Source organism: Mycolicibacterium sp. XJ2546 (genome assembly GCF_053483195.1).
This window is the reverse complement of record NZ_JBEFRW010000005.1, coordinates 15,366-42,176: the sequence shown is the minus strand read 5'-3', so window position 1 is coordinate 42,176 and position 26,811 is coordinate 15,366. Positions and strand designations below refer to the sequence as shown.

Annotated in this window: 30 protein-coding genes; 18 read left to right on the top strand and 12 right to left on the bottom strand. The window is 68.4% G+C overall.

What is annotated here, in order from left to right; translation table 11 throughout:
• Positions 1-26 precede the first annotated feature (26 nt).
• The 4 genes from ABQE44_RS10670 (at position 27) to ABQE44_RS10655 (ending at position 3,182) form a co-directional block, all read left to right on the top strand.
• The gene (locus ABQE44_RS10670) at positions 27-866 is read left to right on the top strand and encodes an alpha/beta hydrolase (protein WP_448429624.1); all 840 of its coding nucleotides are present in this window, start codon (positions 27-29) and stop codon (positions 864-866) included.
• On the top strand, positions 863-1,855 hold the full coding sequence (locus tag ABQE44_RS10665; protein ID WP_448429622.1) for an alpha/beta hydrolase family protein: 993 nt from the start codon (positions 863-865) through the stop codon (positions 1,853-1,855). The genes ABQE44_RS10670 and ABQE44_RS10665 overlap by 4 nt, the downstream gene beginning before the upstream one ends.
• Positions 1,856-1,941: 86 nt before the next feature.
• Complete coding sequence (locus tag ABQE44_RS10660; RefSeq protein ID WP_448429620.1) at positions 1,942-2,691, top strand: DUF2786 domain-containing protein; 750 nt, start codon at positions 1,942-1,944, stop codon at positions 2,689-2,691.
• Complete coding sequence (locus ABQE44_RS10655) at positions 2,688-3,182, top strand: TIGR04338 family metallohydrolase (RefSeq protein WP_448429618.1); 495 nt, start codon at positions 2,688-2,690, stop codon at positions 3,180-3,182. Before ABQE44_RS10660 ends, ABQE44_RS10655 begins: the two co-directional genes overlap by 4 nt.
• 4 nt (positions 3,183-3,186) lie before the next feature.
• Here ABQE44_RS10655 and ABQE44_RS10650 read toward each other — a convergent pair whose 3' ends face one another.
• The 5 genes from ABQE44_RS10650 to ABQE44_RS10630 all read right to left on the bottom strand — a co-directional run bounded on the left by ABQE44_RS10650 (position 3,187) and on the right by ABQE44_RS10630 (position 8,332).
• Complete coding sequence (locus ABQE44_RS10650; RefSeq protein WP_448429616.1) at positions 3,187-3,516, bottom strand: YbaB/EbfC family nucleoid-associated protein; 330 nt, start codon at positions 3,514-3,516, stop codon at positions 3,187-3,189.
• Positions 3,513-4,982 carry a PPE domain-containing protein gene (locus ABQE44_RS10645; RefSeq protein WP_448429614.1) on the bottom strand — a complete coding sequence of 490 codons (1,470 nt, stop codon included), beginning with the start codon at positions 4,980-4,982 and terminating at the stop codon, positions 3,513-3,515. The genes ABQE44_RS10650 and ABQE44_RS10645 overlap by 4 nt, the downstream gene beginning before the upstream one ends.
• Before the next feature lie 2 nt (positions 4,983-4,984).
• Positions 4,985-6,382, bottom strand: a complete 1,398-nt coding sequence (gene eccE / locus ABQE44_RS10640; protein ID WP_448429612.1) for a type VII secretion protein EccE — start codon at positions 6,380-6,382, stop codon at positions 4,985-4,987.
• Positions 6,379-7,725, bottom strand: coding sequence for a type VII secretion-associated serine protease mycosin (gene mycP, locus ABQE44_RS10635; RefSeq protein WP_448395157.1), 1,347 nt, complete (start codon positions 7,723-7,725; stop codon positions 6,379-6,381). The genes eccE and mycP overlap by 4 nt, the downstream gene beginning before the upstream one ends.
• A gap of 310 nt (positions 7,726-8,035) precedes the next feature.
• Positions 8,036-8,332 carry a DUF3224 domain-containing protein gene (locus tag ABQE44_RS10630; RefSeq protein ID WP_448429610.1) on the bottom strand — a complete coding sequence of 99 codons (297 nt, stop codon included), beginning with the start codon at positions 8,330-8,332 and terminating at the stop codon, positions 8,036-8,038.
• Positions 8,333-8,553: 221 nt separating this feature from the next.
• On the opposite strand from ABQE44_RS10630, the gene ABQE44_RS10625 reads away from it, so the two are divergent.
• The 3 genes from ABQE44_RS10625 to ABQE44_RS10615 are packed head-to-tail and all read left to right on the top strand — an operon-like array spanning position 8,554 to position 11,586.
• Complete coding sequence (locus ABQE44_RS10625) at positions 8,554-9,789, top strand: MMP alpha-(1->4)-mannosyltransferase (RefSeq protein ID WP_448429608.1); 1,236 nt, start codon at positions 8,554-8,556, stop codon at positions 9,787-9,789.
• Positions 9,783-10,514 (top strand): class I SAM-dependent methyltransferase, encoded by a 732-nt coding sequence (locus ABQE44_RS10620; RefSeq protein WP_448395154.1) that lies wholly within the window; start codon positions 9,783-9,785, stop codon positions 10,512-10,514. Before ABQE44_RS10625 ends, ABQE44_RS10620 begins: the two co-directional genes overlap by 7 nt.
• Entirely contained in the window at positions 10,501-11,586 is a 1,086-nt protein-coding gene (locus ABQE44_RS10615) for an MMP endo-(1,4)-3-O-methyl-alpha-D-mannosidase (RefSeq protein ID WP_448395153.1), read from the top strand. The genes ABQE44_RS10620 and ABQE44_RS10615 overlap by 14 nt, the downstream gene beginning before the upstream one ends.
• Positions 11,587-11,590: 4 nt before the next feature.
• On the opposite strand, the gene ABQE44_RS10610 is transcribed toward ABQE44_RS10615, so the two are convergent.
• Positions 11,591-12,262, bottom strand: coding sequence for a class I SAM-dependent methyltransferase (locus ABQE44_RS10610; protein ID WP_448429606.1), 672 nt, complete (start codon positions 12,260-12,262; stop codon positions 11,591-11,593).
• Between the two features lie 63 nt (positions 12,263-12,325).
• Here ABQE44_RS10610 and ABQE44_RS10605 point away from each other — a divergent pair, with 63 nt between their 5' ends.
• A complete protein-coding gene (locus tag ABQE44_RS10605; protein WP_448395151.1) occupies positions 12,326-12,928 on the top strand; it encodes a TetR/AcrR family transcriptional regulator in 603 nt (200 codons plus the stop codon).
• On the opposite strand, the gene ABQE44_RS10600 is transcribed toward ABQE44_RS10605, so the two are convergent.
• Positions 12,925-13,527 (bottom strand): TetR/AcrR family transcriptional regulator, encoded by a 603-nt coding sequence (locus ABQE44_RS10600; protein ID WP_448395150.1) that lies wholly within the window; start codon positions 13,525-13,527, stop codon positions 12,925-12,927. The two genes, ABQE44_RS10605 and ABQE44_RS10600, sit on opposite strands and share 4 nt — an antisense overlap.
• A gap of 100 nt (positions 13,528-13,627) precedes the next feature.
• On the opposite strand from ABQE44_RS10600, the gene ABQE44_RS10595 reads away from it, so the two are divergent.
• Positions 13,628-14,965: a cytochrome P450 gene (locus ABQE44_RS10595; protein WP_448429604.1), complete on the top strand. Its 1,338-nt coding sequence runs from the start codon at positions 13,628-13,630 to the stop codon at positions 14,963-14,965.
• Positions 14,966-15,028: 63 nt separating this feature from the next.
• Here ABQE44_RS10595 and msrA read toward each other — a convergent pair whose 3' ends face one another.
• A complete protein-coding gene (gene msrA / locus ABQE44_RS10590; protein WP_448395168.1) occupies positions 15,029-15,496 on the bottom strand; it encodes a peptide-methionine (S)-S-oxide reductase MsrA in 468 nt (155 codons plus the stop codon).
• A 147-nt stretch (positions 15,497-15,643) separates the two neighbouring features.
• Here msrA and ABQE44_RS10585 point away from each other — a divergent pair, with 147 nt between their 5' ends.
• Genes ABQE44_RS10585 through ABQE44_RS10565 form a run of 5 tightly spaced genes read left to right on the top strand, consistent with a single transcriptional unit; the run spans position 15,644 to position 18,781 of the window.
• Positions 15,644-15,982, top strand: coding sequence for a hypothetical protein (locus tag ABQE44_RS10585; RefSeq protein WP_448395148.1), 339 nt, complete (start codon positions 15,644-15,646; stop codon positions 15,980-15,982).
• Positions 15,983-15,999: 17 nt separating this feature from the next.
• Positions 16,000-16,404 (top strand): hypothetical protein, encoded by a 405-nt coding sequence (locus ABQE44_RS10580; RefSeq protein ID WP_448395147.1) that lies wholly within the window; start codon positions 16,000-16,002, stop codon positions 16,402-16,404.
• Between the two features lie 38 nt (positions 16,405-16,442).
• A complete protein-coding gene (locus tag ABQE44_RS10575; protein ID WP_448395146.1) occupies positions 16,443-16,949 on the top strand; it encodes a nuclear transport factor 2 family protein in 507 nt (168 codons plus the stop codon).
• Entirely contained in the window at positions 16,946-17,959 is a 1,014-nt protein-coding gene (locus ABQE44_RS10570) for an NAD-dependent epimerase/dehydratase family protein (protein ID WP_448395145.1), read from the top strand. Before ABQE44_RS10575 ends, ABQE44_RS10570 begins: the two co-directional genes overlap by 4 nt.
• A 48-nt stretch (positions 17,960-18,007) precedes the next feature.
• Positions 18,008-18,781, top strand: coding sequence for a class I SAM-dependent methyltransferase (locus ABQE44_RS10565; RefSeq protein ID WP_448395167.1), 774 nt, complete (start codon positions 18,008-18,010; stop codon positions 18,779-18,781).
• 84 nt (positions 18,782-18,865) lie between these two features.
• On the opposite strand, the gene ABQE44_RS10560 is transcribed toward ABQE44_RS10565, so the two are convergent.
• Both ABQE44_RS10560 and ABQE44_RS10555 read right to left on the bottom strand, forming a co-directional pair.
• Positions 18,866-19,522: an enoyl-CoA hydratase-related protein gene (locus ABQE44_RS10560; protein WP_448395144.1), complete on the bottom strand. Its 657-nt coding sequence runs from the start codon at positions 19,520-19,522 to the stop codon at positions 18,866-18,868.
• The gene (locus ABQE44_RS10555; protein WP_448395143.1) at positions 19,522-20,001 is read right to left on the bottom strand and encodes an SRPBCC family protein; all 480 of its coding nucleotides are present in this window, start codon (positions 19,999-20,001) and stop codon (positions 19,522-19,524) included. The genes ABQE44_RS10560 and ABQE44_RS10555 overlap by 1 nt, the downstream gene beginning before the upstream one ends.
• A 26-nt stretch (positions 20,002-20,027) precedes the next feature.
• Here ABQE44_RS10555 and ABQE44_RS10550 point away from each other — a divergent pair, with 26 nt between their 5' ends.
• From ABQE44_RS10550 to ABQE44_RS10540, 3 genes are all read left to right on the top strand, one after another.
• Positions 20,028-20,402 carry a DUF427 domain-containing protein gene (locus ABQE44_RS10550; protein WP_448429602.1) on the top strand — a complete coding sequence of 125 codons (375 nt, stop codon included), beginning with the start codon at positions 20,028-20,030 and terminating at the stop codon, positions 20,400-20,402.
• Between the two features lie 9 nt (positions 20,403-20,411).
• On the top strand, positions 20,412-21,335 hold the full coding sequence (locus ABQE44_RS10545) for a DNA-3-methyladenine glycosylase family protein (RefSeq protein ID WP_448395141.1): 924 nt from the start codon (positions 20,412-20,414) through the stop codon (positions 21,333-21,335).
• A 77-nt stretch (positions 21,336-21,412) separates the two neighbouring features.
• Positions 21,413-21,961 carry a Dps family protein gene (locus tag ABQE44_RS10540; RefSeq protein WP_448395140.1) on the top strand — a complete coding sequence of 183 codons (549 nt, stop codon included), beginning with the start codon at positions 21,413-21,415 and terminating at the stop codon, positions 21,959-21,961.
• Between the two features lie 234 nt (positions 21,962-22,195).
• Here ABQE44_RS10540 and ABQE44_RS10535 read toward each other — a convergent pair whose 3' ends face one another.
• Together ABQE44_RS10535 and ABQE44_RS10530 are read right to left on the bottom strand one after the other, a co-directional pair.
• A complete protein-coding gene (locus tag ABQE44_RS10535) occupies positions 22,196-23,578 on the bottom strand; it encodes a chloride channel protein (protein WP_448395139.1) in 1,383 nt (460 codons plus the stop codon).
• A gap of 43 nt (positions 23,579-23,621) precedes the next feature.
• The gene (locus tag ABQE44_RS10530; RefSeq protein WP_448429599.1) at positions 23,622-24,425 is read right to left on the bottom strand and encodes a PaaI family thioesterase; all 804 of its coding nucleotides are present in this window, start codon (positions 24,423-24,425) and stop codon (positions 23,622-23,624) included.
• A 60-nt stretch (positions 24,426-24,485) separates the two neighbouring features.
• Between ABQE44_RS10530 and ABQE44_RS10525 the strand changes: the two genes are divergently transcribed.
• Positions 24,486-26,624 carry a heavy metal translocating P-type ATPase gene (locus ABQE44_RS10525; RefSeq protein WP_448395137.1) on the top strand — a complete coding sequence of 713 codons (2,139 nt, stop codon included), beginning with the start codon at positions 24,486-24,488 and terminating at the stop codon, positions 26,622-26,624.
• Positions 26,625-26,811 lie beyond the last annotated feature (187 nt).

Sequence of the window (26,811 nt, the reverse complement as noted above, 5' to 3'; positions counted from 1 at the left end):
AAGGTGCGACAGCTAGTCTCACGGGGATGGTCACAACCCGCAGCGAACGCAGCTTCGACGGTGTCCGCGATGTCCGCATCGTCTACGACGTATGGACCCCCGACCGTGAACCCCGCGGTGTGGTGCTGATCTGCCACGGATACGCCGAGCATGCGCGCCGCTACGACCATGTCGCCCAGCGCTTCGGCGAGGCCGGACTGCTCACCTACGCGCTGGACCTGCGCGGGCACGGCCGCTCCGGGGGCAAACGCGTCTATCTACGCAACATCGGCGAGTACACCGCCGACTTCGGCACCCTGGTCGGCATCGCGGCCCGCGAGCACCCCGACCTCAACCGGGTGGTGCTCGGCCACAGCATGGGCGGCGGGGTCGTGTTCGCCTACGGCACCGAGCACCGCGACGAATACACCGCGATGGTGCTGTCCGGACCCGCGGTGTACGCGCAGGACGCGGTGTCGTCGGCGATGATCGCGGTGGCCAAGATCGTCGGCGCCGTCCTGCCGGGTCTGCCGGTCGAACAACTCGAGACCGAGGCGGTGTCCCGCGACCCCGAAGTGGTGGCGGCCTACCTGGCTGATCCGCTGGTACACCACGGCAAGCTGCCCGCCGGTATCGCCAAGGCGCTGCTGAAGGTCGGTGAGACCATGCCGCAGCGCGCCGCGAAGCTGACCGCGCCGCTGCTGATCGTGCACGGCGAGCACGACAAGCTGATCCCGGTCGAGGGCAGCCGTCGCCTGCTCGAGTGTGTCGCCTCCACCGACGCCCACCTCAAGGTCTATCCCGAGCTCTACCACGAGGTGTTCAACGAGCCCGAACGCGCGCTGGTGCTCGACGACGTCACCGCGTGGATCGAGGCCAAGCTTTGAAAGCTGTTCTCACCGTTCTGCTTTCGGTGGCGCTGATGTTGGTCGGCTGCGGCAAGGACGACGAGGACCGTTGGGTCGACGAGGACGTCAGCTTCGTCGACGACGGGTTGACCATCCACGGCACCTACCGGCACCGGCCCGACGCCGCACCGGGGCCGGCCGCGCTGTTGATCTCGGAGAGCGGCAACACCGACCGCAACGGTGACAACGCGGTCGCCGGACCGGTGGGCAACATGCGTCAGCTCGCCGAACTGTTGTCCGAACGCGGTGTGGCCAGCCTGCGCTACGACAAGATCGGCACCGGCAGGACCGGCCTCGGCCCGTACGCGCAGCGCCCCACCGACGTCGTCAGCGCCGTCTACACCTCCGGCGCCAAGGCCGCGGTGCGGTACCTGGCGGCCCAACCCGGCACCGACGCGGACCGCATCTCGGTCTATGCGCTGGGCGAGGGCACCGTGCACGCGATGTCGCTGGCCGGCGACACCGGCGCGGACGCGCCGAGGATCGGTGCGCTCGGCCTCTTCCAACCGCTGCCCGGCCGCTACCTCGAAATGATCACCAACCGGGTGCGCGCCAACGGCGACCCGGCTGCGCTGCAGGCGTGGCTGGCCGCCGTCGACCAGGTCCGCTCCACCGGCACCGCGCCGGACAACCTGCCCGAAGGCCTCGGCGCGCTGCTCAACGCGGGCAACGTCAGAGCCGTCGTCGAGGCCGACAAGATCGATCCGGTGGCGCTGGCCGCGCAGGTGCCCGCGGACACCCGGGTGCTGCTGACGTGTTCGGACGCCGACGGTCAGGCCAGGTGCGACGACGTGAAACCGCTCGTCGATGCGCTCGCCCACACCGCGCTGACCGTCGTGGAACTCACCGGGGTCAACCACGTGCTGCGCGACGACGCCAGCGACAACGTGGCCAACTACGCCAACCAGGAGCCGCTTTCTCCACAGGTTGTGGATGCGCTGGATGGCTTTGTCGGCAACTCGACCTAGATTTGGCCCATGAGCACCCGAAGACGACCGCGAGTGCGGATCGCAGCGAGACACGAGCGAGGACCGGAGCGAGCGGGAGTCGAGGCATGACAGACGACAAGATGCTGGCCCGCATCGCCGCGCTGCTGCGCCAGGCCGAGGGCACCGACAACCCGCACGAAGCCGACGCGTTCATGGCCGCCGCGCAACGGTTGGCGACCGCGACGTCGATCGACCTGGCGGTGGCGCGCTCGCATACCGAGCACCGCACCAAGGCGCAGACACCGGTGCAGCGCACGATCACCATCGGCAACGCCGGCACCCGCGGCCTGCGCACCTACGTGCAGCTGTTCACGGTGATCGCCGACGCCAACGACGTGAAATGTGATGTCGCGTCGAACTCGACGTTTGTGCACGCCTACGGTTTCGCCGAGGACATCGACGCCAGCCACGCCCTCTACGCCAGCCTGGTGATGCAGATGGTCAAGGCGTCGCAGGCCTACATCTCCTCTGGCGCGCACCGTCCGACACCCACGATCACCGCGCGGATCAACTTCCAGCTGGCGTTCGGCGCCCGCATCGGCCAGCGGCTGGCGCTGGCCCGCGAAGAGGCCCGTCGGGAGGCCACCAACAGCCGCGACAGCCGAGCGGGTACAGCGCTGGCGTTGCGGGACAAGGACATCAAGCTCAGGGACTTCTACCGGGAGACCTCCGAGGCCCGGGGAACCTGGCGGCCCACCAGCGCGACGGCGGGATACTCGTCGGCAGCGCGACGCGCCGGTGACCGCGCGGGCAAGCGGGCGCGGCTGGGCGCCGGCCCCGAGCTCGCGGGTGCGCGCTCGGTGCTGGAGAGGTGACTTCGCGGGACTTTCAACGTGCCAAGGTCTATGCCGCAGAGGATTTCGTGCGCACGCTGTTCGACCGGGCCAGTGAGCGCGGCAACCCGGTGGTGGAGTTCTTCGGCACCCAGTTGACCCTGCCGCCGGAGGGACGGTTCGCTTCGGTGCCTGCGGTGCAGCGCTACATCGACGACGTGTTGGCCATGCCGGCGGTGCGCCGACGCTGGCCGGGGGCGTTGCCGTTGACGGTTCGTGCGCGACGAGGAGTGTCCGCCGCGCACTATGAACGCAGTGACGACGCGGCGGTCATCGCCGTGCCTCAGCGTGGCAGCGGTTGGGCCCTGCGCGAACTCGTGGTGCTGCACGAGATCGCACACCATCTGTGCGACGACCTTGCGCCGCACGGGCCGCAGTTCGTCGCGACGTTCTGCGAGTTGACCGAAACCGTGATGGGCCCGGAGGTAGCCCACTTGCTGCGCGTGGTCTACGCCAAAGAGGGTGTGCGCTAAGGGGTTACAACTGCGGATCGGTGATCTCGGCGACCGCGGCATCGATCCGCTCGCGATCGGCTTCGATGGCGGTGCTGGCGGCGGCCGAGGCGTTACGCAACGCCTCGTTGAGCCGCTGCTGGAGTTCCTCGACGCCCAACCGCATCGTGCCTTCGGCGATGGACGCCGCCTTCAGCTGGTGGTGGCCGTCCAGAGTCACCTCGACGGTGCCGGATTCGTCGGCGGCGGTGAAGGTTTGGCTGTTCATCTTGTGAAGCTGCTCATCCATGATCGACTGCAACTGCTGCGCCTGCTGCAAAACAACGGCGACCTGCGGATGCATCTCGTCGGTCACTGGTCTTCCTTACTCTCCCTGCGTCGACGGTTCCCGATGACCCCCTCCGTCCAGGGTCGATCCTCGGTGTAGAGGTCCTCATCGGGTGCCAGCGCCGGGTTGCGCCGCTTCTCCTTACCCTGCCCCGCACCGGCGGCACCGTGCATGGGCGCCATGCCCATCCCGCCGCCTGCCATCATGCCGGTCGTCGAGGGACCGGGCGCCGCGCCCGACGCCGACGTCGGCACCGGGGCCGGCGCCACCGTCTCGGCGGTCACCGCAGGCGACAGGGGTTGCGAGCCCGCCCCTTTGGCTCCGCCGCCTCCGCCTGCGCCACCGCCACCTGCGGATCCACCACCGGCGGCCGCGGCCGGTCGCAGGCTCGGGTCGGTGTGACGCGGCGGCGCACCCGTCGACGCCCCGCCGGGTGTGCTACTGGGCGCACCACCGGGCGCACCGCCGCCGGACGGCGACCCGCCACCCGAGGGTGCACCGCCACCTGTGGGCGCCCCGCCGGGCTTACCGCCGGCAGCGGGACTCGGTGCTGCGAGCGACTCACCCATCCGCTCCGCCATCGCAGCCGGGTCACCGCTGGGCTGACCACCCGCGCCACCGCCCCCGGACGTACCCGCGCCGGATCCGGAATTCGGAGGATTGTCAACGCGCACCGCATCGAACGAGGCGTTCCTCGCATACTCCGCGCGTATCTCGTCAGACTGGCGCTGAAGCTCCTTCATCTCCTCGACGGCCGCGGAGACATCCGTGCCCGCGCCCGCCTGCGCCAACGACGCCTCCAGCGCCACGTAACGGGCATAGACGGGAATGTGCTGCGTGTTGGCGTTCAGATGCGACGCCTGGACCTTGGCGGCGGCCATCGCCAGCTTTCGCCACGCGCCGGCCAGGTCGTGCAGCCACGAACTGAACGCGTTCATCCTGGCGTGTGCGGCGTCGGCGGCTTCCCCTTCCCAATCGGTGATGTTCTTCGGCGCGGCATGGCCCTCGGCGAAGGTGCCGGCCAGCCCCCACTGAACCTCGGCCACCTGCAACGAGTTTCCGTGATCGCCTCCGTTGAGCAGGGCATGGGTCTGCGGCACGGGACTGTATTCGTCGGCGCGAAGCGACGCCGGCCCTGGCGTTGCGGCGGGCAGCGCGGGCATCGCGGTCGACGGGGCGGGCAGCGCGATGTTGGCGATGGCCTCCGCGCGGCCGGGGTCGTCGAGCTGGTCCTTGTAGCTTTCGTCGATCTCGCGGTACGCCTTGGCCGCGTTGTCGAGGATCTCGGCGATACGCAGGTTCTCGGCCTCGGCCCACTTCTGGTATTCGGTGAGCACCCTTGCGGTTTCGTTGAGCCGGTCGACCGCGTCCCTGGCGAACGGCAGCGCGTCAGCGGGGATGGGCGCCACCTCCGGCGTCTGCCAGGTGATCGACCGCATGGCGGACGCCTGCGCCGCCAGCTTCACCGGGTCGACACGCACTTCGCTGCTCATGGTCAGCCCTCCAGCACCATCTGATAGCGGCTTTCCTCACGCGGGTTGATCAACCGGATCGGCAGCTGGCGATGCCGGGGAGTGCCGATAAAGGTGTCGCGCAACACCACTCGGCCGACACCGGCATGCGGCCCGAGATAGGTGGTCGCGTTCGGCCATGCCACCTTGGCCACCTCGCCGATGCGGCCGTTGACGAACCCCGCGAACTCACCGAACTGCGGCAGCAGCGTGACGACGCCGCCCGCCGCGGCCGAGCGCACGATGAACTGGGTGAACAGCCGCGCATCACCCAGGTTGATGCTGGCGTCGACGTCATCGAACGGCATGTACACCGGGTAGCGGTCGGCGGTCTCCCCGACCAGCACCCCCGCCGAGCCGATCGGCAGCTCGTAGTGGCGGTCGGTGACCGGGCTGATGCCGTGGTACGCGGCCCGCTGGCCACCGAACAAGCACGAAAAACCGCGCGGCGTAGTCGGATTAGCCAGCGTCGTCAACAGCACTGTCGTCGTCGGCGCCGCTCCCGGTCGCACCCGCACCCGGGTGATCGTGTGATCGGCGCGCGCCGGCCACCACACGTCGGGGCCGCCCGGCGCGCTGTAGGCGGCGGTGAACGTGCTGCGTCCCTTGATCGCCGACCACGTTTCGCGTTCGAAGCTGATCTCGGTCGCGTGGTCGTATGCGTCGAAGCTGCGGATCACGCGGGCGTCGATTCCATTGCTGGCCAACTGGTCTGCGATGCGGGTGGCCGAGGCCACCAGGTAACGCGCCAGCCCGGCCACGCCGGCCTCGCGGCGCTGCGCGGATCTGCGGGTGTGTTCCGGGTCTGCGCGCAGCACGATCCAGGTGCGCCGGTTGGCCGGCGCCGGGTACGGCCCGACCACCTGCTCGTAGAGCGACACCAGCGCCGTCGGCGCCGTCTTACCCACCCGGTAACCCGCGGACACCACGTCGGCTTCCAGATCCGGGCAGTGCGCGGCCAGCAGCCGTTCGACGAGCATCGTGTCGACCACGTCGTCGGTGTAGGCCTCGCCGTTGACGATCACCGTCGGCGTGAACGGCCGCGGTACCAGTTCGATGGCCGACGTCAGCCGCTCGTCCTGCCAGCGCACCGCCACGTGATCGCCGGGCATCACCGTCGCGCCGACGGCCGGTTCGGAGGGCCGCTCGGGAACGTTGCGGTGCCTGCGCCGCCACGCGAACACCGCAGCCGCCCAACCGGTGACCCGCCGGCCGCGGATCGTCACCATCGCGGCAAGAGCGATGAGCACCGCAAGCGTGATCCCCAACCAGAGCAGGTCGAGTTGGGCGAACGCCACGATGGCGGCCGGTGCCAGGACCGCCGCCCAGGCGGTGTGGCCGGTCGTCACGCGCAGCCCGAACAGGGCACGGATCTTGTTCATTGACGCCTCAGCGCGCGTCGGGCCAGCGCGCCGAGCCCGAGCGCCAACGCCAGCCCCGTGCCGATGACGACGACCGTTGTGATCGGCCCGCGGTCCGGCGGCGGGATGTGCACGGGCGGCGGAATCTCTTTGACCTTGTAGGGGGCCCGTTCGGGCCCGGCGGGTACGTCCCACGTCAGCGCCGCCACCGGGTCGATGACGCCCGCGCCGACGTAGTTGTCGACCCCACCGCCCGGATGCCGTGCAGTCGCGGTGATGCGGTTGATGATCTGGGCGGGTGTCAGGTCGGGGAAGCGCTGTTTGAGCAGCGCCGCCAGACCCGAGACGTAGGCGGCCGCGAACGAGGTGCCGCTGATCGGGATCAGGCCCTCGTCGCCGTGCAGGGCGTTGACCGGGTTGCCGTCATAGCCCAGCGCGATCAGGTTCTCGGCGGGCGCGGCGGCTCCCAGCCACGGTCCCGACATCGTGAAGGTGCTGGGCTGTCCGTTCTGGGCGATGCCGCCGACCGTCAGCACCAGCGGCGCGTACCAGGCCGGGCTGACGACGGTCTGCACCTGCTCCCACCCGCGCGGATCGTTCGGTAGCGCCGGATCCGGTGGCGGGTTCTGCGTGCAATCCTGGCCGGTGTTGCCTGCGGCGACGATGAGGACGGTGTTCTTCACGTGGACCGCGTAGTTGATCGCCGCGCCGAGGCTGGTCTCGTCGATCGGGCGGGTGACTTTGTAGCAGGCGGCCTCGCTGATGTTGATGACCTGCGCGCCGAGGTTGGCGGCGTGGACGACGGCGCGGGCCAGGCTGCGCAGGGATCCCGCGGTCTGCGTGGTGTTGGGGTCGTTGGGGTCGGTGCGCGACCCGACCGGCTGAAACGCCGCCGAGGTCTGGCGCAGCGAGAGGATGCGGGCGTCCGGGGCCACGCCGATGAACCCGTCGGTGGGTGCGGGCCTGCCCGCGATGATCGACGCGGTGAGCGTGCCGTGCGCGTCACAGTCCGACATGCCGTTGCCGGCCGGGTCGACGAAGTCGCCGCCGGGTTCGGCGGGCACCCGCGGTGAGCCGTTCACGCCGGTGTCGATCACCGCGACGGTGATGCCCGCTCCCGTCGCGAACTTCCGCGCTTCTTCAAGCCGCAGATAGTCATTTGCCCACGGCTTATCAGCGAAGTTGGAGTCGGGAAACACCGCGGGCGCCGCACACGCGCTGCGCTGTTCGGTGGGCTGGTCGGGGCCGGTCTCGTCGGGCGGGACGGCCGAGGGGTCGATCGTCGGCGGTTCGAGCGCACCTGCGACAGGTGCGCTGATGAACGCCAACAGCAGCGCGGCCAACAGCGCAGCGATGCGGCGCATGCGCTTACCGACCTCCCGCCGTGCGCCGGCGGAACCACAGCAAACACCACGGAGCTGTCTGGTCGGCACGAAGTCTCACGTCAAGCCGATGGGCCGATAACACGCAGCCAATCTTAAGGGCCTGGCGAGGCACCGAGTTCCGCATTCTGCCGGCGCGACGCTGCTGTGCAGGTGAGCCGCCTCTTGTGGGCGCGAACGTGGGTTACCCGCACGCGATCGCGCCGGTTTGCGTGACACGAGCCCACACTCGCGGTCACAGGGTCAATGCGGTCAGGCCCTGTGGCCGGGTTCCAGCAGGTGTCCGACGTGGTCACCCAGGTCGTAGCGGCGCGATAGCGGTGTCGAGGCCGTCGAGGTCCAGCGTGATCGAACCGTTCGGATCGGTGCGGCCGCCCACGGTGCCCGTGAGGTGTTCGATGCCGACGTAGAGCGCCGACTTGTCCGGCGCGTAGGCCAGCAGCCACTTGGTGGTCGACGTGCCCTTGATGTCGCCCTCGTAGCGCTTGGCCACTAGCGCCTCGGTGAGTTTGGTGGCGTCGTCGCCGTCTTCGAACGGTGTCTCGTCCCAGCTGCCGATCTGGAAGGTGGCCTCGATATGCCTGCTCATGGTCGGCGGATACCCCGTCGGCGGGGGGCGGAACCGAGAGGCCGGAAGCGCCGTCTCCGACGACTGTGGTAGTCAAGGCAGTGCGGCCGCTTTGCGTCCCATAGCCCGTCAAACTATAGTCTGGACACATGTCCAGAGGGTTCGGAGTTGTTGCGTGACACGTTCTGTCCTGGCCGCCGACCTCGGATTTTTCCGCTGCAGCGCATTGTCGTGAGTTGAGCATGCGCATCGCTTTGTTGTCGTACCGGAGCAAGACCCACTGTGGCGGACAGGGGGTCTACGTCCGCTATCTCAGCCGCGGCCTGGCCGAGTTGGGCCACGATGTCGAACTGTTCTCCGGTCAGCCCTACCCCGATGGGCTCGATCCGCGGGTCCGGCTGACCAAGGTGCCCAGCCTGGATCTGTATCGCGAGCCCGATCCGTTTCGCATCCCGTGGCCCAACGAGATCAAGACCCGAATCGATCTGCTCGAGTTGTTGACGACGTGGACGGCCGGCTTTCCGGAACCGCGCACGTTCAGCCTGCGCGCCGCGCGGATCCTCGCCGAGCGCCTGGCGGACTTCGACGTCGTGCACGACAACCAGTGCCTCGGCACCGGGCTGCGCAAGATCGCCGAGATAGGTCTTCCGGTGGTGGCCACGGTGCATCACCCGATCACCCGCGACCAGGTGCTCGACGTGGCGGCCGCGAAGTGGTGGCGTAAGCCGTTGGTGCGCCGCTGGTATGGCTTCGCCGAGATGCAGAAGCAGGTGGCCCGCGAGATCCCCGAGATCCTGACCGTGTCATCGACGTCGGCGGCTGACATCGCCGAGGACTTCGGGGTCGCTCCGAGCCAACTGCACGTAGTACCGCTCGGTGTGGACACCGAGATGTTCAAACCGGCCCAGCACCGGGTCCGCAACCGCATCATCGCGATCGCCAGCGCCGACGTGCCGCTCAAGGGCGTCAGCCACCTGCTGCACGCGATCGCGCGGCTGCGCGTCGAGCGCGACCTCGAGCTTCAGCTGGTCGCCAAGCTCGAGCCGAACGGGCCCACCGAGAAGCTGATCGCCGAGTTGGGCATCTCCGATATCGTGCACAGCTCGAGCGGGCTGTCCGACGCGGAGCTCGCCGACCTGCTGGCATCGGCCGACGTCGCTTGTATCCCTTCGCTTTACGAGGGTTTCTCACTACCGGCGGTAGAGGCGATGGCCAGCGGCACCCCGATCGTGGCCAGCCGTGCCGGCGCGCTGCCGGAAGTGGTCGGCGCCGACGGTGAGTGCGCCAGGCTGGTGCAGCCCGCCGACGTCGACGAGCTGACCAAGGTGCTCGGCGAGCTGCTGGACTCACCGCAGGAACTGTGCCGGCTCGGCGCCGCGGGCCGGCGCCGCGCGCTGGAGGTGTTCAGCTGGGAATCGGTTGCGGCGCAGACGGTTGCGGTCTACGAGCGGGCGTGTGAGCGGGTCAGCGCATGTTGACCGTCGACTTCGACCGGCTCGGTGTCGGTGCGGGCACCAAGGTGATCGACGTCGGATGTGGTGCGGGGCGGCACAGCTTCGAGGCGTATCGACGCGGTGCTCACGTCATCGCGTTCGACCAGAGCGCATCCGACCTCAACGACGTCGACGAAATCCTGACCGCGATGCGCGAGCAGGGCGAGGTTCCGGCCGCGGCCAAGGCTGAGGCCGTCAAGGGTGATGCTCTTGACTTACCTTACGGTGACGGCACTTTCGACTGCGTGATCGCCTCGGAGATCCTCGAACACGTCCCCGAGGACGACCGCGCGATCGCCGAACTGGTGCGGGTACTGGCTCCCGGTGGCACGCTGGCGGTCACGGTGCCGCGCTGGCTGCCCGAGAAGATCTGCTGGGTGCTGTCCGACGAGTACCACGCCAACGAGGGCGGCCACGTGCGGATCTACCATGCCGACAGGCTGCGCGACAAGGTGCTGACCCACGGCCTGAAGCACACCCACACCCACCACGCCCACGCGCTGCACTCTCCGTTCTGGTGGCTGAAATGCGCCGTGGGAACTGAAAACTCGGATCATCCGGCGGTCGCGGGGTATCACCGGCTGCTGGTCTGGGACATGGTCAGCCAGCCGTGGCTCACCCGCACCGCGGAGTCGGTACTCAACCCGCTGATCGGTAAGAGCGTGGCGATGTACTTCAGGAAGCCGGGGGTCGCTGTTGCTGCGGGATGATCTCGCCGACGTGCCCGGCGTGTGCGGTGTCTTTACGCCCGCGCAGTGTCGACAGACCGCTGAGTCGATCGCCGCAATCCAGGAACCCTCCGGCGCCATCCCGTGGTTCGACGGCGGCCACACCGATCCGTGGGACCACGTCGAGAACGCGATGGCGCTGAGCGCGGCAGGCCTGCTCGAACCGGCCCGCGCCGCGTACGATTGGTGCCGGTTCAACCAGCGCGCTGACGGCTCGTGGCCGCTACAGGTCCGCAACGGCGTCATCGAAGATGCCAACAGCGACAGCAACTTCTGCGCCTACATCGCCACCGGCGTCTGGCATCACGTGCTGATCACGCAGGATCGCCGGTTCGCCGAGACCATGTGGCCGGTGGTGAGCAAGGCCATCGACTTCGTCATCGACATGCAGCTCGACGGCGGTCAGATCTCCTGGGCCAGGAGTGCATCGGGACTGGAGCCCGACGCGTTGCTGACCGGTTGCGCGAGCATCCACCACAGCATCCGCTGCGCGCTGGCGCTGGCGGACTACCTCGACGAGCCCCAGCCGGAATGGGAGGTGGCGGTCGGGCGACTCGGTCACGCGATCGCCCACCACCAGGACCTGTTCGTGCTCAAGGACCGGTGGTCGATGGAGTGGTACTACCCGGTGCTCGGCGGCGCCGTGCGTGGTGCGCAGGCCAGCGCCCGCATCGCCGAGCGGTGGGACGACTTCGTGGTCCCGGGCCTCGGCATCCGGTGCGTCGACGACCGACCCTGGGTGACCGGTGCCGAAACCTGCGAGTTGGTGCTGGCTTTGGACGGGATGGGCGATACCGTCCGCGCCCATGAACAGTTCAGCGCCATGCAGCACCTGCGTGACGACGACGGCTCCTACTGGACGGGCCTGGTCTATGCCGACGGCAAACGGTGGCCGGTGGAGCGGTCCACCTGGACCGGCGCGGCGGTGATCCTGGCGGCCGACGCGCTGTCGCGCACCACCACGGCCAGCGGCATCTTCCGCGGCACCCACCTGCCGCGCGGGCTGGAAAGCGACTACGACTACGACTGCGCCTGCGCGACCAGCGACCGGTAACGCGCTAAAGCACCTCGCCGGGCACACCGGAGATGCGCTCGAGCACCCGCATCGACCCAGTGGCCGACACCTCGCGAAAGTCGCCGGTGTCCAGCGCGCGACGGTAGACGTGGTACGGCGCCTGCCCACCGTCAGCGGGGTCGGGGAACACGTCGTGGATGATCAGCGCGCCGCCGACCTCCACCCATCTGGCCCAGCCGTCGAAGTCGCGTTGCGCGGCCTCCTCGGTGTGGCCGCCGTCGATGAACAACAACCTCAGCGGGGTGCGCCAACCACGCGCTGCCACAGGGGATTTCGCGACAATCGCGGCGACGTGTTCGTCAAGGCCGGCGGCGTCGAGCGTACGCCGCAGCGTCGGAAGCGTGTCGAACAGTCCGGTGACCGGGTCGACCATGGACGTGTCGTGATACTCCCAGCCGGGCTGGTGCTCTTCGGAGCCGTGGTGGTGATCGACGGTGTAGAGCAGGCCGCCGCTCTGCTGCGCCGCGGCGCCCAGCATCACGGTCGACTTGCCGCAGTAGGTGCCGATCTCCACACCGACGCCGTCGCCGAGGTAGCGCAGCGCGGCGTCATAGAGGGCGCGGCCTTCGTCGGCGGGCATGAAGCCAGTGACCTGCTCGGCGAGCGCGAAAAGGCGTGCGGCGGGCGGCGGAAGGGCGGTGTCGGTGTTGCTCATCGCGTCCAACCTATCGTGTCGAATCGTTGCTGGTGCAGGGGTGTTGTAGTAGCGTCCGGACATGTGTCCGACACGGCCCTCGAGGGGACTCGCCGCCGTCTGACCGCCAAGCAGGCCGGCACCGTCGAACGTCTCGGCCGCGCCGCGCTCGAGCTGCTGTGCCGCGACGGATTTCCCGCGCTGACCGTGCGTCGGGTGGCCGCCGAGGCCGGTGTCGGAGCGGCCACCGCCTACACCTACTTCTCGTCGAAGGAACACCTTGTCGCCGAGGTGTTTTGGCGTCGGCTGGCCAGCTCGCCGCCGGCGGCGCACGAATCGACGGATCCGGCCGCCCGGGTTATCGAGGTGCTGCGCCATATCGCGTTGCTGGTCGCCGACGAGCCCGAGTTCGCCGGCGCGGTGACCACCGCCCTGCTCGGCAAGGACCCCGACGTCGAGGTGCTACGCCAACGCATCGGCCGCGACATCCGCCAGCGCCTGGCCAGCGCGCTGGACGCCGACGTCGATCCCGACGTCATCGATTCGCTGGAGATGCTGTATTCGGGAGCGTTGGTACGCGCCGGGATGGGATACGCCTCCTACACCGACATCGCCGAGCGGCTGGAGAGGTCCGCGCGGCTGATCCTGGGGCTGACCGCAGTCTCGACGCAAAAGCCAAAGACCTAGGGCCCGAGGATCGCCGTCGACGCGGTGAACGCCGGCTCGACGATGCCGCGCAGATCGCGGCCGTCCTCGACGAACAACGCCGTCAGCTCCCGCAATCCGCCGAGCAGGATGAGCGCAAGCGGACGCGATACCGGTGCCAGCCCCGCCCGCCGGAACCCGGGGCTGTCGCTGAGATCGACCAGCATGTCGGTCAAATGCTCCATGGCCTGACGGTGCAACGGCGCCGCGACGTCGCCCAACGCCGGGGCTTCGCGGATCCAGCTCAGCGTCACCGCGGTTCGCTCCGAGATGTGCACGACGTAGGCGTCGACCGCGCAGCGAATCTGCTCGGCCCAGTCGTCCTCGGGATTCACCGCGGCGCGGATGCTGGCGATCAGCGTCTCGTTGTTGCGCCGCAGCAACTCGATCAGGCATTCGGCCTTGCTTCCGAACTGCTCGTAGAAGGTGCGCTTGGACGTGTGGGCGTGTCGGACGATGTCGGCGACGGTGGTGTCGCGGTAGCCGCGTTCGGTGATCGACGCCGCCATCCCGTCGAGCAAACGGTCGCGGAATTGCACGGTGGGGCGCGAATCGGGCGCACCGTCCAGCGCGGTCGTCATATCGCCTCCCCGGATCTCTTGCGGTCGTTGGTACCAAGCGGTACCGTACTACACACACCTGCGGTACATGGCTGTACCAAAGAGCCGGCTGGGAGTGATCATGAGCGAATCATCGACCGTCGAAGCACCCGCCACCCCGCTGCGCGCGGTGAACCTGCCGCCGGGGCCGCGGCTTCCCAAGGCGCTGCAAGGGCTGGCGTTCATCGCCAACCGCCGCTGGACGGTGCACGAAATGATCCGTCGCTACGGCGAGGTGTTCACCCTCAACATCCCGATCTTCGGGCGCACGGTGGTGGTCGCCGATCCGCAACTGGCCAAGCAGGTGTTCACCGCCAACCCCGACGACCTGGGCAACATCCAGCCCAACCTGTCGCGGGTGCTCGGCCCGGGTTCGGTGTTCGCGCTCGACGGCGCCGAGCACCGCCGCAGGCGCCGGCTGCTCACCCCGCCCTTCCACGGTAAGAGCATCAAGAACTACGAAAAGATCTTCGAAGAGGAGACGCTGCGCGAGTCGGTGAACTGGCCGGAGGGTCAGGCGTTCGAAACGCTCGAGCCGATGATGCGCATCACGCTCAACGCGATCCTGCGGGCCGTGTTCGGCGCCGACGGTGAACGCCTCGACGACCTGCGCCGCATCATCCCGCCCTGGGTCACCCTCGGCTCGCGCCTCGTCAGCCTGCCCACGCCGAAACGGACATACGGGCGGTTCAGCCCGTGGGGCCGGCTGGCCGAGTACCGCCGCCAGTACGACGAGGTCATCAACCGGCTCATCGACGAGGTGACCGCCGACCCGTGCTTCGACGACCGCAACGACGTCCTCGCGCTGCTGTTGCGCAGCACCTACGAGGACGGCACGGCGATGACGCGCCGCGAGATCGGCGACGAGCTGCTCACCCTGCTGGCCGCCGGCCACGAAACAACGGCGGCCACCCTGGCGTGGGCGTTCGAGCGGATCACCCGCCACCCCGAGGTGCTCGCCAAGCTCGTGGAAGAAGTCGACACCGACGACAACGCGTATCGCCAAGCCACGATCCTCGAGGTTCAACGCAACCGCACCATCATCGACTTCGCGGGCCGCCACGTCTACTCGCCGACCTTCGAACTCGGGAAGTGGGTTATCCCGCAAGGCTATTCGGTCATGACCAGCATCCTGCTAATGCATGAGCGCACCGACGAGTTCCCGGCGCAGGAGCGGTTCGACCCGGAGCGGTTCCTCGGCAACCGCCCGCCGATGTTCGCCTGGATCCCGTTCGGCGGCGGCACCCGTCGCTGTGTGGGTGCGGCGTTCGCCAACGTCGAAATGGACGTCGTGTTGCGCACCGTGCTGCGCCACTTCGTGCTCGAGACCACGTCGGCGCCGGGGGAGAAGTGGCACTCCCGCGGCGTGGCGTTCACCCCGAAGAACGGCGGTCGCATGATCGTGCACCGCCGCGGGTGACGAGCAGACACAAACTCGCACCGCCACGCCGGGATTGACGCGATTTTGCGTCTGCTCGCCGCGCTATGACGTGGCCTTCTCCCGCTTCGGCAGCTTCCAGTCGGGCCGGGGGAAGTGGCAGGTGTAGCCGTGGGGGTAGCGCTCCAGATAATCCTGGTGTTCGGGCTCGGCCTCCCAGAAGTCGCTGGCCGGGGTCACCTCGGTGACGACCTTGCCCGGCCACAGCCCGGATGCCTCGACGTCGGCGATGGTGTCCAGCGCGACCTGCTTCTGCTCATCGTCGAGATAGAAGATCGCCGAGCGGTAGCTGGTGCCGACGTCGTTGCCCTGGCGATTCTTCGTGGTCGGATCGTGGATCTGGAAGAAGAACTCCAGCAGCGCCCGGTAGTCGGTCTGCGCTGGGTCGTAGACGATCTCGATGGCTTCGGCATGGCCGGGATGGTTGCGGTAGGTGGCGTTGGCGTTCTCCCCGCCGGTGTAGCCCACCCGCGTCGCAACGACGCCGGGCTGCTTGCGGATCAAGTCCTGCATGCCCCAGAAGCAACCGCCGGCTAGGATGGCCTTTCGCGTAGTGGTCACGCTTTCTCCTTGAGTCTGTGGTGCCTGTCTACAACCATCGTCCACGCCGAAATCTTCCGGCGCACGTATGAAGTCTGCAGCCCCGGGTAAGCATCAGCCATGAAGCTGCTGCGATGGTTGCTCGTGCTGTTGGGCACCGCAGCCGTGTTGGTCGGTGCGGTAGGGCTGCTCAACCCGGTCAACGTCGGCCCAGAGGACGTCGAATGCGGCAGCGCGGCCTTCCCGGATCTCACCGCGGCGCGCGCTGCCACCGACTTCGGCGGGGCCAATATCCCGGTACTCGACGAAGTCATCACCAACCCCGACTACGAAGAGTTGTGCCGGATGGAACTCGAGGATCGGCGGGTGTGGACGCTGACCGTTGCCGCGGTCGGTGCCGTCGTGCTCATCGGTACCGGGGTCATGTTCTTCGCCGCGCGACGCAACCGGGCCGGGTAGTCGTTTACCGTGAGGTGATGCGCCTTCTCGTGTGCGCGGCCCTGGCCGCCCTGGCCACTTGTTTTGCGCCGACGGCGACGGCCGAGCCGACGACGGTGGCACCGCCCGAGGTGCCGCCGCGGCCGGGGGTGCCCTTCGTCGACAACCCGGCGATCGTCGACGCGCATCCGATGCCCGTCGAGTCCTGGAGCCGGATCGGTGCCGGCGAGGTGGTGGCGCTGCACTTCACCACCGGCACCCCGCAGTGCTACGGCGTGACGGCGACCGCACACGAAACCCCCGACACCGTCACCGTCGAACTTCGCGGTGGCATCGTGCCCGATGCGGTCGGCCGGGCGTGCATCGAGATCGCGGTGTTCGGCACGCTCGAGGTGCCGTTGCAGCATCCGGTCGGCGCGCGTGGCGTGCTCAGCGTCTATTGATGCTCGACAAACCCAATAGAACGTGTTCTAGTTTTGACGTGACCGGCAAGGTGTTCAGCCGCGACGAGCTGGCTGCAGCGTTTGAACAATTCGAGGCGACCGTGGATCGCGCCGCGCAGACCCGCGACTGGGATCCGTGGGTTGCGCAGTACACCCCCGACATCACCTACGTCGAGCACGCCGCGGGCACGATGCGCGGCCGCGAAGAGGTCCGGTCCTGGATCTGGAAGACGATGGAGAGCTTCCCCGGCAACCAGATGACGTCGTTCCCCGCCTTGTGGACTGTGATCGACGAACCGACCGCCCGCATCATCTGCGAACTCGACAACCCGATGCGCGACCCGGGCGACGGCACCATCATCAGCGCCACCAACATCTCGATCCTCACCTACGCCGGCGACGGGTTGTGGCGCCGTCAGGAGGACATCTACAACCCGCTGCGGTTCGCCAGCGCGGCGTCAAAGTGGTGCCGCAAGGCCGAGGAACTCGGCACGCTGCCCGACGAGGCGCGTAGCTGGATGCGCAAGTACGGCGGTGCAGAATGAGCTCACCACCCAAACTCGTCATCGGTGCCAACGGCTTCCTCGGCTCACACGTCACCCGGTTGCTCGTCGCCGACGGCCAGCAGGTGCGCGCGATGGTGCGCCCGACCGCCAACACGATCGGCATCGACGACCTGCCCGTCGAGAAGTATCACGGCGACATCTGGGACGACGACACGCTGCGCGAGGCGATGGCCGGCTGCGACGACGTCTACTACTGCGTGGTGGACACCCGCGGCTGGCTGCGCGATCCGGCGCCGTTGTTTCGCACCAACGTCGACGGCACCCGAAACGTGTTGGAGGTGGCCAAGACTGCCGATTTGCGACGGTTCGTCTACACCAGCAGTTACGCCACGGTCGGCCGACGCCGCGGCCGCGTGGCCGACGAGAACGACGTCGTGTCCGAGCGCGGGCTGACCGCGTATGTGCGCTCCCGGGTGCAGGCCGAGAACATGGTGCTGGCCTACGCCCACGAGCATGGTTTACCCGCGGTGGCGATGTGCGTGTCGACCACCTACGGCAGCGGGGACTGGGGCCGCACCCCGCACGGCGCGATCATCGCCGGGGCGGCGTTCGGCAAGATCCCGTTCGTGCTGCGCGGCATCGAACTCGAAGCCGTCGGCGTGGATGACGCCGCCCGCGCGATGCTGTTGGCCGCCGAGCGCGGCCGCGTCGGCGAGCGCTACCTGGTCTCGGAGAAGATGATCAGCAACGCCGAGGTGATCAATATCGCCGCCGAGGCGGCCGGTATGCCGGCACCCAGCAAGTCCATCCAGCTGCCGGTGGCCTACCTGTTGGCCACGCTCGGCAGCGTCAAGGCGCGGCTGCGCGGCACCGACGAGAAGCTGTCGCTGAACTCGTTACGGCTGATGCGGGCGGAGGCCCCGGTCGACTGCAGCAAGGCCAGACGTGAATTGGGTTGGCAGCCAAAGCCGGTGGAGGAGTCCATCCGGGAAGCTGCCCGGTTCTGGGCGGGTCTGCGCGACGCCAGGCGGGCCAGCAGGGCGGGTTGACGCGTGGCTGAGAAACTGCACGTCGACCTGTCCGGCGCACCGCAGACCATGCTGGCGACGTTCTACGCCAAAGCGCTCGACGCCGACCTGCCGAAACCGATCCTCGGCGACCGCTTCGCCAAGGAGATCGTCGACCGCATCGACTACGACTGGTCGAAAACGACGATCAACAAAGCCAATTCACCATCGGTGACCACCCGCACCGCACACTTCGACATCTGGGCGCGGCAGTTTCTGGCTGTGCACCCCGAAGCCGTTGTGCTTCATCTGGGTTGCGGGTTGGACGCACGTGCGTTTCGGCTGGACCCGGGACCCGGCGTCGAGTGGTACGACGTCGACTACCCGGAAGTCGCCGAGTTGCGCCGGGCGCTCTACCCGGCCCGTGACCACTACCACGTCGTGCCCGCATCGGTCACCGACCCGGCGTGGCTGGCCGACATTGCCACCGACCGGCCGACGCTGATGATCGCTGAGGGCCTGACCATGTACCTGCAGCCGTCCGACGGTGTCGCTCTGCTGCGCCGCGTGGTCGACGGATTCCCGTCCGGCGAACTGCAATTCGACGCGTACGGTCGCCTCGGCATCCGATCGCAAGGGATGAACGTGGTGGTGCGTCGCGCGGGCGCGACGCTGCACTGGGCCATCGACGGACCCGACGACATACTCGACGCGGTGCCGGGGACGCGGCTGCTGGCGTGGGTTTCACCGTTCGACTCGCCGACGTTCGACGACGTGGCCTGGTACTACCGTGCGCTGGCCAGCGTGATGCGGGCAGTGCCGCCGTTGCGGCATATGGCGCAGTACCACCGCTACGCGTTCTGACCCCGGACGCCCGGGTCGAAACCGATGCTACCCAGGGCATTTGGCGGATTCCCCTGCACAATGCCAGTTTCGGCGCCGGGAGTCCTAGCTGGCCCTCAGTTCGGCGATCACCTCGCCATAGAGCCGCTCCTTGATCGTGCCGAACACCGCGCCCGCCTTGGCCGCGCGTTCCTCGGCGCGCGCGACGGCGACGTCGAGCAGTTCGTCTTCACCGGCGGTGGCGGCGACGATGCCGGCCTCGCGGGCGTCCTCGCCGCCGTACCGGCGACCCGTCGTCATCGCCTCGTGCGCGGTGGCGATCGGCAACCGGGCGCGGATCAGCGCGTTCATCCCCGCGGTGAACGGGATGCCGAGATCGACTTCGGGAAGGCAGAAGAAGCCGCGGTCACCGCGCATGACGATCAGATCGTGCGCCAGCGCCAGCATCGCCCCGGCGGCGAACGCGTGGCCCTGCACCGCGGCGACGATCGGTGCGGGAAAGGCCAACACGCGGGCGAACAGGGCGTGCACGTCGCTCAGGTTCGCCTCAGCGGCACCGGGATTGGCGGCCATGTAGTCCAGATCCAGACCGTTGGAGTAGAACTTTCCGACCCCGGTGGTGACGACGGCCTTCGGACCGTCGGCGGCCTCGACCTCGTCGAGCGCGGTGTTGATCTGCCCCAACCGGTCCGGGTGGAAACGGTTTTCGTCCTCGCCCAGCGGCAACACGAAAACCGCACCGCGGCGCTGCAAATCGGCCATCAGACGGCCCTCGCGCTTTCGGCCTTCTCCTTGAGCCGCTGCAGCGTCAAGCGGATGTGCTGGGCATTGGCGGTGTCACGGTCCCTGACACCGGTGGCCATGCTCGCCGGTTTGCGGAACCAGCCGGGCCGCCTGTCCCAGGTTCGCTCCGTCACCGTGCAGCCACCGTTACCGGCGACGATGTCGTAGCGCCAGTGCGCGACGGGCACCGCCAGCGAGCGCACGTCGAACGCGAACGTCTGCCCAGGCTCGGCGTCGGTCACGGTGCAGGTCGTGGTCCACGTCCTGGAGCCGTTGCGGTTCTGCCCCTTGAACACCGCGCCCGGTTGCGCACTTGCGCCCTTGGACCACTGCATCGCGTGGGTTTCCTCGGCCAGCGACGCCAGCGTCGACAGATCGGTGATCAGCGCGTACACCGCCGACGGGTCGGCATTGATGCTGATCGAGGCCTCCGCGGAGGCCGGCCCGTGTTGACTCATGTCGCGATCGTAGCCACCGTGAGAACATGACCGACCGCCCCGTGCTGAAACCCACCGGATCGCATCCGATCACCATTGAGCCCACCGGCAGACACGTCACGGTCCGGGTCAACGGCGAACTGGTCGCCGACACCGATGAGGCGCTGACGCTGCAGGAGTCGACGTACCCGCCGGTTCAGTACATCCCGCAGCGTGACGTCGTGGCCGGCCGGCTCGCGCCCAGCGGCACCCAGACGTACTGCCCCTTCAAGGGGCAGGCGAGCTACTACCACGTCGTCACCGAGGCAGGCGAACGTGTCGACGACGCGGTCTGGACCTACCCGGACGCCTACCCCGCGGTCGCGCGCATCGTCGGCCACGTCGCGTTCTATCCGGACAAGGCCGACGTCAGCATCGCCTAACCTGAAGCGGTGCACAGCTCGGTCAGCGTCGTGCACCGGGTTGTCTTCGACGGGCCGGTGAGCCCAGGACTGACGCTGTCCCCGCTGCGCCGTGGCCGCGCCGACCCGTGCTACCAGGACGCCCCCGACGGCGCCATCTGGCGCACCAGCCTGATGCGCAGCGGCCCGGTCACCGCCCGCATCGCCAGATCCGCACCCGACGCCGTCGACTGCGAGGCGTGGGGAAGCGGTGCAACGGAATTCATCGAGACACTGCCCGCCCTGCTCGGCGCCTTCGACGACAGTTCGGGTTTCGCGCCCGAGGAACCCACCATCGCCGCGGCGCACCGGGGGGTGCCGCATCTGCGGCTGGGACGCACCGACCGGGTGCTCGAAGCGCTGATCCCCGCGGTTCTCGAGCAACGGGTGTACGGCAAGGACGCGCGCCGGGCGTGGCGGACGCTGGTCACCAAGTACGGCGCGCCCGCGCCCGGGCCCGCGCCCGCCCACCTGCGGGTCCCACCGTCGGCGGAGGTGTGGCGGCGCATTCCGTCGTGGGAGTTCCACAAGGCCAACGTCGACCCGCGGCGCGCCCGCACGGTCGTGGGCTGCGCGCAGCGCGCGGACGCGCTGGAGCGGCTGGCCGCCCGCCCGCCCGAGCAGGCGCGCCTGGCGCTGACGTCCCTTCCGGGGGTCGGGGAGTGGACGGCCGCCGAAGCCGCCCAGCGCGCGTTCGGCGACGCCGATGCGTTGTCGGTCGGTGACTTCCACCTCGCGAAGATGATCGGCTGGAGCCTGCTCGGTCACCCGATCGACGATGCGGCGATGGTCGAACTCCTCGCGCCGCTTCGCCCGCACCGCCACCGCGCCGTGCGGTTGTTGGAGGCCAGCGGTCTTGCGGTGCTCCCGCGGTTCGGCCCGCGCCAGGCCATCCCGCGCCTGCGTGCGATCTAGCCGACACTTCGCATACCTGCCACGCCGCGTGGGTACTCGGCGCAGTACCGGACGACGACTTTCAAAAGGAGCTTTCGATGCCGAGTGAATACACCGTTCCTGGCCTGTCTGAACGTGACGGCACCAAGGTGGCCGAGCTGCTGCAGAAGCAGCTGAGCACCTACAACGATCTGCACCTGACGCTCAAACACGTGCACTGGAACGTCGTTGGGCCCAACTTCATCGGCGTACACGAGATGATCGACCCGCAGGTCGCGCTCGTGCGCGGGTATGCCGACGAAACGGCCGAGCGCATCGCCGCATTGGGTAATTCGCCGCTGGGCACGCCGGGTGCGATCATCAAGGACCGCACCTGGGACGACTACTCCGTGGCACGCGACACCGCGCAGGCGCACCTGGCAGCCCTCGACCTCGTCTACACCGGGGTCATCGAGGACACCCGCAGGTGCATCGACACGCTGGAGGAGCTGGACCTGGTGTCGCAGGACATGCTCATCGACCACACCGGCGAGTTGGAGAAGTTCCAGTGGTTCATGCGGGCCCATCTGGAGAACTCCGGCGGCCAACTGTCCAGTGGCGGCGCCCGCACCGAGAAGAGCGCTGCCAGCAACGCCAAGAAGAAGTAACCGAAAGACAATTGGCGACCGGGGTCCCCCAAAACCCCGGTCGCCAACCGCCTGAGCGGCTATCGGCCGCGTGTGCGCTGGCAACCCCCCTCGTCTGCCAGCTGCGTCGGTAGTCAGCAATATCCTAAAACACGATCAGCCAAGATCAACAGTCGTTTCAGCGAATTGATCGGAAACGGTCCGTCGTCCCTGGTTGTGATGTCCCGCAAACAATATATTGCAGGCCAGCAAGCATCATGGCACGGCGGAGTCGCTCTGCCGGTCGGTGCGCTGGGCCTGGTAGATCGACACGTCCGTGCGCAGGATCAGCAGATAGGCGATGCCGACGGCGACCATCGCGCACGGGATGACAGCGAAGGATCCGGTCATCTCAGCGACCATGATCATCACCGCCAGTGGGGCGTGGGCGACGCTGCCGAAGCAGGCCATCATGCCGACGACGACGAAGACCGCGGGGCTATCGGGAATCCCGGGTGCGCCGAGGTCGTGTGCCAGCCGCCAGATCGCCGCGCCGACGAAAGCGCCGACGACGACGCCGGGTCCGAAGATGCCGCCCGAACCGCCGGTGCCGATCGACAGCGAGGTGGCCACGATCTTGGCCAGCGGCAGCAGCAGCACAATCCACAACGGGATGGCCATCAACGTGTCGGTGGCTCCGGCCTTCTGCGCCCAGCCGTATCCACTGGCCAGGATCTGCGGGATCAGCAGGGCCAGCAGACCGACCGCAAGGCCGCCGAGCGCCGGTTTGATCACCTTGTTGCCGGGCAGTTTCGCGGTCAGCGCGACGGTGCCGTAGAACATCTTGGCGTAGAGGTATCCGAAGAACGCCGCGACGACGCCGATCACCAGGTACCAACTGAGATCCAGCGGATGGTCGAAGCGAAAGTCGGCGGCCATGAACCCGAACAGCGGATCGAACCCAAGGATCGAACCCAGCACCGCGTAGGCCGTCGCCGAGGTGATGAACCCGGGGATCAGCGCCTTGTAGTCGAAGTCCTCGCGGTAGACGATCGAGGCGGCCAGCACCGCGCCGCCCAGCGGGGCACCGAAGATCGCCCCGATGCCGGAGCCGATGCCCAGCGACACCGCGATACGCCCGTCCTCATAGGAGAGGTTGAGCCAGCGGGTGAGCAGCGACCCGAAACCCGCCGAGATCTGCGCGGCGGGGCCTTCGCGGCCGCCGGACCCACCGGAGCCGATGGTCAGCGCGCTGGCGATCGTCTTGACGACGATGGCGCGGCCGCGGATCGCGCGGGGGTCGGTGTGCACCGCCTCGATCGCGCTGTCGGTGCCGTGGCCTTCGGCCTCGGGGGCGAACTTGGCCACCAGAAACGCCGACACCAGCGCACCGCCGAACGCCACCAGCGGGATCGCCCACGGCCGGTCGAACCCGGGCGAGCCGGCGTCGCCGCCGTCACCGATCGGCTTGGGAATGTCGTAGCCGGCGAGGTAGCCGAGCAGGAAGCGGCCGGCGTAGTCGAGGGCCAGATAGAACGTCACCGCGCCGAGGCCGGCGATGACGCCGATCGCGATGCCGAGGATCAGCCATTTGCGCAGATACCCCGAGCGTCGGATGAATCCGCCTAGTCCACCGCCGGTTTCGGGGGGAGCTGGCATGGTCTGAGATGCTAGTCCACGATGACGTTGCGCTATCGGCTTTTCACCCGTAGGCCGTGACGCGGGCGATGATCGCGGTCCTGCCGTCGGCGCTGATGGCCTGCGCCTCGGCGATACCCGTCCGGCGTCCGACACGTAACGCCGTTCCGACATAACGAGATTCGGGACCACTCTGAAACTCACGCAGGAAGTTCACCCGCAGCGACGCGGTGCGCAACGGTTCGCCGGCACGGCCGTTGTTCAGCGCGGCCGCGGCCACCATCTCCAGCGCCATGGCCGACACGCCGCCGTGCACGACGCCGAGGCTGTTGTTGAGGACCGGATCGGCGGCCTGCAGCAGAACCTGTGCGGCGCCGCCGGATTCGGCGACGCTGAGCGCCATCTTCTCGGAGAGCGGGATGGGCGGCGGCGGGCCCGTGGCACCGGCGGGGAACTCCGCGACCCGGTCCTGCGCCTTGATGAAAAACGAGCGCACGGTGGCGGTAGCCAGCGCGATGCCGCGGTGGGTGAAGTCGCACAGCGCCAACGCCACCTCGCCCTTGGGGCCGAACGGTCGGGCCGTCGCGATCACGGGTTCGTCGGGCGCGGCCGCGATGATGTCCACCGCCTCGGGCCTGCACTCCAACGACAACTCGGTGGTCACCGTCCACTCGTCGGCTGCTCGAAGATGGTGGTTGACCAGGCCCCCGGCGTGGTCCACCAGCATCGCCAGCGGCGCGATCGTCGGCGCGCCGGTCAGTGGGTTGACCGCATCGCCCGCGGGAATCGAGGCCACGCAGCGGTGCGGCCCGTCCTCGAAATTCCGGACGCCGAACCGGCCCAACGGGGTACTCAGCGGATATGTCATCAGGATCCAGCCTGACCGCTCCGGTTCCCCTGATACCCCCTAGGGGTATATAGTGTCGTCATGACGCAGCACGGCACACACGTCGGTCACGGCGCGTCGACCGGCCACGGCGACCACGAAAGACACGGCGGGCACAACGGCCACGGAGATCACGGGGGCCACGTGGCGCAGTTCCGACGGCTGTTCTGGATCATGCTGGTGCTCGCGATCCCGACGGCCGGGCTGTCGACGATGTTCGCGATGATCCTCGGCTACTCCATCCCCGACGTACCCGCTGTGCAATGGGTGTCGCCCGTCCTGGGCACGGTGATGTACCTGTGGGGCGGACGTCCGTTCCTCACCGGTGCTGTCAGCGAGATCCGTTCCCGCACACCGGGAATGATGCTGCTGATCGGCCTGGCGCTGACCGTGGCGTTCGTGTCGTCGTGGGGGGCGAGCCTGGGCCTGCTGCACCACCAGCTCGAGTTCTGGTGGGAGCTGGCGCTGCTGATCGTGATCATGCTGCTCGGCCACTGGATCGAGATGCGCTCGTTGGCGCAGACCACCTCTGCGCTCGACTCGCTGGCGGCGCTGCTGCCCGATGAAGCCGAACGCGTGGTGGGCGACGACGTCGAGGTCGTTGCGCCCGCCGAACTGCGCGCCGGCGATGTGGTGATCGTGCGCCCGGGCGGCAGCGTGCCCGCCGACGGCGAGATCACCGACGGTGCCGCCGACGTCGACGAGTCGATGGTGACCGGCGAATCCCGGCCGGTACGCCGCGGCGTGGGCGATCACGTGGTCGCGGGCACCGTCGCCACCGACTCGGGCCTGCGCGTCGAGGTGACCGCGGTCGGCGACGACACCGCGCTCGCCGGGATCCAGCGCTTGGTCACCGAGGCGCAGAACTCGTCGTCGCGGGCGCAGCGGATCGCCGACGTCGCCGCGGGCTGGCTGTTCTGGTTCGCGCTGGGTGCCGCCGCGATCACGGCGGTGGTGTGGGGTTTCATCGGGATTCCCGAACAATCGGTGATCCGGACGATCACCGTGCTGGTGATCGCCTGCCCGCACGCGCTGGGGCTGGCGATCCCGCTGGTGGTCTCCATCGCGACCGAACGCGCGGCGCGGGGCGGGGTGCTGGTCAAAGACCGGCTCGCGCTGGAGAGCATGCGCACGGTCGGCGCGGTGCTGTTCGACAAGACGGGCACGCTGACCAAGGGCGAGCCGACGGTGGTCGGCGTCACCGCGGCGAGCCGCGCAGAAAAGACCGCGGCGAGCCGCGCAGAAAAGACCGCGGCGAGCCGCGCAGAAAAGACCGCGGCGCCAGGGCACTCCGAGGACCAGGTGGTGGCGCTCGCGGCTGCCGCCGAGGCCGCCTCCGAGCATCCGCTGGCCAAGGCAATCGTGGAGACCGCGCGTCGCCGCAACCTGACCCTGCCTGCCTGGTCGGACTTCACATCCTCACCGGGCGTCGGCGTCATGGCGACGGTCGATGGCAAGACAGTACAGGTCGGGGGCCCGCGCGCGCTCTCCGCAGCCGGTCAACGTGAACTGCCCGAAGCCGACCGGTGGCGCGAGCAGGGCGCCACCATCCTGCACGTGCTGGTCGACGGGGCGATCGTGGGCGCGCTGGCGTTGGCCGACGAGGTACGCGAGGAGTCCCGCCAAGCCGTCGACGCCCTGCACCGGCTCGGCATCGAAGTGATGATGATCACCGGAGACGCGCAGGCCGTCGCGGACTCGGTGGCGGCCGAACTCGGCATCGACCGTGTTTTCGCAGGTGTACGGCCCGAAGACAAGGCCGCCAAGGTGGCATCGCTGCAGTCGGAGGGGCTCAAGGTCGCGATGGTCGGCGACGGCGTCAACGACGCGCCCGCGCTGGCGCAGGCCGAAGTCGGTATCGCGATCGGGGCGGGCACCGATGTGGCGATCGCCTCGGCCGGGGTGATCCTGGCCAGTTCCGATCCGCGATCGGTGCTTTCGGTGATCGAGCTATCCAAGGCCGCGTATCGAAAGATGAAGCAAAACCTTTGGTGGGCAGCGGGATACAACCTGATCGCGGTGCCGTTGGCGGCCGGCGTGCTGGCTCCGGTGGGCTTCGTGATGCCGATGTCGGTCGGGGCACTGTTGATGTCGGCCTCCACGGTGGTGGTGGCGGCCAACGCACAGCTGCTGCGACGGCTGGATCTGTCCCCCGAAGCCGGTGTGCGGGCCGTTGTCTAAGAATCTGACTAGGCTTTACGCAAAGACTATGTGATGTGGTTCACCCAGCGTACAGTGGTGAACGGAGTATCACAGCAAATTGTGAGACCTGGGAAAAGTTAGGATCGCTTAGTGCTGCGGCGCGCGGCCGCTTCCGGGCGGAGCGTGAAATCCGAAGCGGCCCAACGCTATTCGAAACCGATGACGG

Excerpts from the sequence above, each read along its gene's own strand:
- ABQE44_RS10670 (WP_448429624.1), top strand. The coding sequence starts at position 27 with ATGGTCACAACCCGCAGCGAACGCAGCTTCGACGGTGTCCGCGATGTC.
- ABQE44_RS10660 (WP_448429620.1), top strand. The coding sequence starts at position 1,942 with ATGACAGACGACAAGATGCTGGCCCGCATCGCCGCGCTGCTGCGCCAG.
- ABQE44_RS10645 (WP_448429614.1), bottom strand. The coding sequence starts at position 4,982 with ATGAGCAGCGAAGTGCGTGTCGACCCGGTGAAGCTGGCGGCGCAGGCG.
- eccE (WP_448429612.1), bottom strand. The coding sequence starts at position 6,382 with ATGAACAAGATCCGTGCCCTGTTCGGGCTGCGCGTGACGACCGGCCAC.
- mycP (WP_448395157.1), bottom strand. The coding sequence starts at position 7,725 with ATGCGCCGCATCGCTGCGCTGTTGGCCGCGCTGCTGTTGGCGTTCATC.
- ABQE44_RS10630 (WP_448429610.1), bottom strand. The coding sequence starts at position 8,332 with ATGAGCAGGCATATCGAGGCCACCTTCCAGATCGGCAGCTGGGACGAG.
- ABQE44_RS10625 (WP_448429608.1), top strand. The coding sequence starts at position 8,554 with ATGCGCATCGCTTTGTTGTCGTACCGGAGCAAGACCCACTGTGGCGGA.
- ABQE44_RS10620 (WP_448395154.1), top strand. The coding sequence starts at position 9,783 with ATGTTGACCGTCGACTTCGACCGGCTCGGTGTCGGTGCGGGCACCAAG.
- ABQE44_RS10610 (WP_448429606.1), bottom strand. The coding sequence starts at position 12,262 with ATGAGCAACACCGACACCGCCCTTCCGCCGCCCGCCGCACGCCTTTTC.
- ABQE44_RS10600 (WP_448395150.1), bottom strand. The coding sequence starts at position 13,527 with ATGACGACCGCGCTGGACGGTGCGCCCGATTCGCGCCCCACCGTGCAA.
- ABQE44_RS10595 (WP_448429604.1), top strand. The coding sequence starts at position 13,628 with ATGAGCGAATCATCGACCGTCGAAGCACCCGCCACCCCGCTGCGCGCG.
- msrA (WP_448395168.1), bottom strand. The coding sequence starts at position 15,496 with ATGCAGGACTTGATCCGCAAGCAGCCCGGCGTCGTTGCGACGCGGGTG.
- ABQE44_RS10585 (WP_448395148.1), top strand. The coding sequence starts at position 15,644 with ATGAAGCTGCTGCGATGGTTGCTCGTGCTGTTGGGCACCGCAGCCGTG.
- ABQE44_RS10580 (WP_448395147.1), top strand. The coding sequence starts at position 16,000 with ATGCGCCTTCTCGTGTGCGCGGCCCTGGCCGCCCTGGCCACTTGTTTT.
- ABQE44_RS10570 (WP_448395145.1), top strand. The coding sequence starts at position 16,946 with ATGAGCTCACCACCCAAACTCGTCATCGGTGCCAACGGCTTCCTCGGC.
- ABQE44_RS10565 (WP_448395167.1), top strand. The coding sequence starts at position 18,008 with ATGCTGGCGACGTTCTACGCCAAAGCGCTCGACGCCGACCTGCCGAAA.
- ABQE44_RS10560 (WP_448395144.1), bottom strand. The coding sequence starts at position 19,522 with ATGGCCGATTTGCAGCGCCGCGGTGCGGTTTTCGTGTTGCCGCTGGGC.
- ABQE44_RS10555 (WP_448395143.1), bottom strand. The coding sequence starts at position 20,001 with ATGAGTCAACACGGGCCGGCCTCCGCGGAGGCCTCGATCAGCATCAAT.
- ABQE44_RS10550 (WP_448429602.1), top strand. The coding sequence starts at position 20,028 with ATGACCGACCGCCCCGTGCTGAAACCCACCGGATCGCATCCGATCACC.
- ABQE44_RS10540 (WP_448395140.1), top strand. The coding sequence starts at position 21,413 with ATGCCGAGTGAATACACCGTTCCTGGCCTGTCTGAACGTGACGGCACC.
- ABQE44_RS10535 (WP_448395139.1), bottom strand. The coding sequence starts at position 23,578 with ATGCCAGCTCCCCCCGAAACCGGCGGTGGACTAGGCGGATTCATCCGA.
- ABQE44_RS10530 (WP_448429599.1), bottom strand. The coding sequence starts at position 24,425 with ATGACATATCCGCTGAGTACCCCGTTGGGCCGGTTCGGCGTCCGGAAT.
- ABQE44_RS10525 (WP_448395137.1), top strand. The coding sequence starts at position 24,486 with ATGACGCAGCACGGCACACACGTCGGTCACGGCGCGTCGACCGGCCAC.